Here is a 3,700-nt window from a genome sequence, read left to right as displayed (position 1 = left end):
CCGAGCCGGTTAACGTTGCTCTAAATTGACCTTTTTTCTTGTCATCATCATTTTGTGGTACAGGCTTCAGAGTCACACCTGGGATACTTTGCACTGACTTTCCATCTTTCTTCAGACTCCAATTTACCGCTTGATCACTTCCATTCTTATTTATAACAGTAGCGGTATAGGTATAAATGTCGTGAACTAATAGCGGTCCGGGATGGCCAACTTGGGCAGTAATTAGGACTTGACCTTCTTGTTTGTCGTTGCCAAGGTGTTTTGTTTCAATGGAACTATTCGAATATACCTTAATAAACAAAGAAAAAAACAATGATATAAATAAAATTGAATACCCTATTATCTTTCTTTTATATAAAGACATAATTAACACCCCACATTAATTAGAAAAAAGATTATTATTAAATAATCAATTTATTCAAAACTTATTATCCTGACTCAATAGAACATAAAAACAAAAATTTGACCAATACTAAATAGTTATCAGATAATGATATAAAGTAATCACATGTATACTCTTCATATTTCAAGGCACATGATAGAGTACAATTTATCCTATTGATTTTTAATAATTAATTTAAAATAAAACCAAAAACTTGAAGTTAAATAATATTAACAGAACATACCAATTAAATTATAATATTAATTAGATAGTAATTATATGGTTAAAATATAAAATGCGATTTAAGAAGTGCGATTCCACATTGCGCTAATGAAATAAATTCATTTAATTTAGCGATGACTGGCTACTTTATCTAAAAAATAGAATTCAGAATTACCAAGAGTTAATGAAATTTCAATCTTCATCAAATATAACACGTAAAAGGCGTGCTTATTACCGCTCGCCTTTTAGAGAAAAAATTATACCCGTCGTCTTTCAAATTACTTCTTTGTTGGCTGCGCTCGCTCATCCCGTTCACCATTTTTATAAACATACGATTATCTATGCTCCCAGAGGTTCATCCCCTTGCCGCCGCGACGCATCTTGAAATCCATAGGATATAGATATTAACGTCATTTACTAAGAGTACAGAGCAACAATCCCGAGTTTTTACTATTGGTTATGTTATTTTCTTTTGTATCATAAATAACATATTGATTAGTAGCAGTATCATAAATCTTGATTGCATTCAAATCTCCCCATATATCATCCCCCGAATTAGCATCAAATACTCCCCAATCAAAAACATTACTAAATTCATCAAGTATTGGTCGTGCTTTACCTAAACCGCTTGATCCCTTAAAATCTGCCACATTTATAGTTATGAGTTTAACTCCATTTGAGTCAGGGGGAATATCTTCACATGTATTACCGTCTGTTGGTGAATATTCTTGACCCTTCTCTGATGCCGGATAATATATAATTCTATCCGTTTGGATATCGTAATAATATATATTTACTTGACCATCAGATTTTGTATGTTTTGCGTAGACAAGTGCACTACCTTTCCCTGTAAAACTAAGAGGCCCTTCACGGTTCTTTCCTAAATCAATAAAATCAGGAGAACTTGAAGAATCTATTTTATATACAATATTCGGTCGCTCATTTATATTTTGATATACATCATCTGATTCATAATCCAGCACATCCGCACTCAACTGAGGAAAGAAATTAGATGGGTGATTTGAATCCTTAAACCTATTATGCTTGTTTATCTGACCATACGTTGAGCTATATCGATTTTGATTATAATTATAAATATATAATTGACCTTGCTTAAGTGCAGGGGCAAAACTCACATCATTATCTTCATCTGTCGTCTTATATGTCCAATTATCTTGATCTTCGTTTAGATTCAATATTACTGACACCTTTTTATTCACGCCAACAGTGCTTTTTAATCTCGCATATAAGTATCCGTTTTGATCAGTGTTACTGTAACCTGAGCCATCAAGCTCAGGTGTAGGATCAGGGAAAACATTACGACTTATTTCACTGTTACGCTGCCAATTTACAGGAATGTTCATAAAATTCTGATTCTTAAAAGGGACGGTACCACCCTGGATATTCTGATTGACGGTTCTAGTAATGGTTGCTTGATATCTATACTCATGATATCCGTCTCCAACTAAAGGCAAATCATCCGGTGTAATTTTTGACACGGTACCGTTGACGACTTTACCACTGACAACAACACTCTCGATCTGTAACGTTAAATCAACCTCTTGAAAATCCACCGGATTGGAGCATTGTTGCGTTGAAGGTGCACCTGCAACTTGAAGACAAACCTCAGCTCCCTGTACCGCGGGGTATTGATAACTCGTTAAAGATGTTGCCAGCGTTCCACCCTTGACTTCTGTAATAGGAGAGCCGGGTGGTGTTGACAAGGTTGTTTCATCATTATTAGGATTTTTGGGATCTGGATGTTTCACAACCCACTCAAATGCAATCCCTTTCCCTGTATAAGGTGTTGTACCATCAGCGCCAAATACATCTGCCGTAAACTGATAAGCCCCTCCCCCATCACCGGGAACTGACTTGTTCCCTTGAGTAGTGGTAGGTTGTTTAATGGTCGGCCATTTGAATTCAACAGGTGCTGGAGCGGGCATTGGTTTGCTATTGCCTATCGAAGCGGTGACAACCAAACCCGAAATTGCCTTCGAGCTGGTTAATGTTGCCCGGGATTGACCTTTTTGTATGTCATCGGGTTCTATACGTTTTAGAGTCACACCTGGGATATGTTGCACTGGCTGCCCATCTTTTTCCAGCCCCCAATTTACACTGCTGCCTGCCTCTGGAGCACCTGTGATAGTGGCAGTATACGTATAAGTTTCGTTCACTAAAAGTGGCCCCGGCTGGTCTAGCTTGACGGTAATTTTTTCAACTTCTTTAAAATTCACCGCTTCTGAGCATTGCTGTGTTGAAGGTTCATTAACAACCTGAAGACAAACTTGTGCCCCTTTCAAAACTGGAAATTGCCCACTGACTAGAGATGCCTGCAGCGTTCCGCCCTTTTCTACCTTAAGGGGCTTATCGGGGGGCGGTGATAATTTGGTTTTGCTCTCATCCACACCTTCCGGCAATTTCAACACCCACTCAAATTCAATATATTGCCCTGTATAAGGCTTTGTATCATCAACGCCAATAATTTCCGCGGTAAACTGATAAGGCGTAGTCCCATCTCCAGGCACTGTTCCATTAGCTGGAGTAAAGGTGATTGGCTTAATGGTCGGCCATTTGAAGTCGACCGTTTGTTGCGCTGAAACAGCCTGTTGATTGTCAATGGAGAGGGAAACCAGTACATCTTTAATTTCAGTCGTGCTGGTTAATGTTGCCTTTAATTTTCCTTCGGGATCCGTGGTGAATACCCCATTATTTTCATTTTCTGCGATTAGAGTCAGCCCGGCAACGCTCTTATCTTTGCTCCAATTTACCTGTGTAATTTTCTGATTTCGTGCAGGATTACGATGTTTATCCAGCACCATGGCGGTAAAGGTGTAGCCTGCTGAGCTATTCGCGCTTAAAGGCCCCGGCGGATCAACTTTCAGTTTGCCCTCAATATGGTAGTCTGCGGTATCCGGCGTAAAGGTCACCGCTTGTTGTGCCGAAACCGGCTGTTGATTGTTAATCGAGAGGGAAACCAGCACATCTTTAATTTCAGTCGTGCTGGTTAATGTTGCCTTTAATTTTCCTTCGGGATCCGTGGTGAATACCCCATTATTCTCATTTTCTGCGCTCAGAGTCAGCCCGGCAACGCTC

Annotated in this window: 2 protein-coding genes; both read right to left on the bottom strand. The window is 39.0% G+C overall.

Going from position 1 to position 3,700, the window contains the following annotated elements:
* Window positions 1-364 (bottom strand): hypothetical protein (locus FE392_RS18480; protein WP_319931631.1); only part of this gene is annotated, 364 nt, incomplete at its 3' end.
* Window positions 365-1,014: 650 nt separating this feature from the next.
* The coding region (locus FE392_RS18475; RefSeq protein WP_319931630.1) for an Ig-like domain-containing protein at window positions 1,015-3,700 on the bottom strand (2,686 nt) is incomplete at its 5' end.

It is taken from the genome of Xenorhabdus santafensis (assembly GCF_033949405.1).
GTDB lineage: Bacteria > Pseudomonadota > Gammaproteobacteria > Enterobacterales > Enterobacteriaceae > Xenorhabdus > Xenorhabdus santafensis.
This window is presented reverse-complemented; position numbering and strand designations above follow the sequence as displayed.